A 386-nucleotide genomic window follows, 5' to 3' on the forward strand; every position below is an offset into this window, starting at 1 on the left:
TGTAGCGGCCTTCCTCGATCGCCGACAGGTAGTCGATCTGATCGGTCACCTTGCTGTCCACGACCTTGCGGTACGGCGTCTCGAGGAAGCCGTACTCGTTCAGGTGCGCGTACAGCGCGAGCGAGTTGATCAGGCCGATGTTCGGACCTTCCGGCGTTTCGATCGGGCACACGCGGCCGTAGTGGGTCGGGTGCACGTCGCGGACTTCGAAGCCTGCGCGTTCGCGCGTCAGACCGCCCGGGCCCAGTGCGGAAACACGGCGCTTGTGCGTGATTTCCGACAGCGGGTTGGTCTGGTCCATGAACTGCGACAGCTGCGACGAGCCGAAGAACTCGCGAATCGCCGACGAAATCGGCTTCGAGTTGATCAGGTCGTGCGGCATCAGG

Annotated in this window: 1 pseudogene; it reads right to left on the minus strand. The window is 63.5% G+C overall.

Annotation, left to right across the window (positions count from 1 at the left end):
- Positions 1 to 386 (minus strand): annotated as a pseudogene (locus tag M3673_RS18925) (DNA-directed RNA polymerase subunit beta); the annotation flags it as partial.

This window comes from Nocardioides sp. P86, from assembly GCF_023712465.1.
In the GTDB taxonomy this organism is placed as follows: domain Bacteria; phylum Actinomycetota; class Actinomycetes; order Propionibacteriales; family Nocardioidaceae; genus Nocardioides; species Nocardioides kribbensis.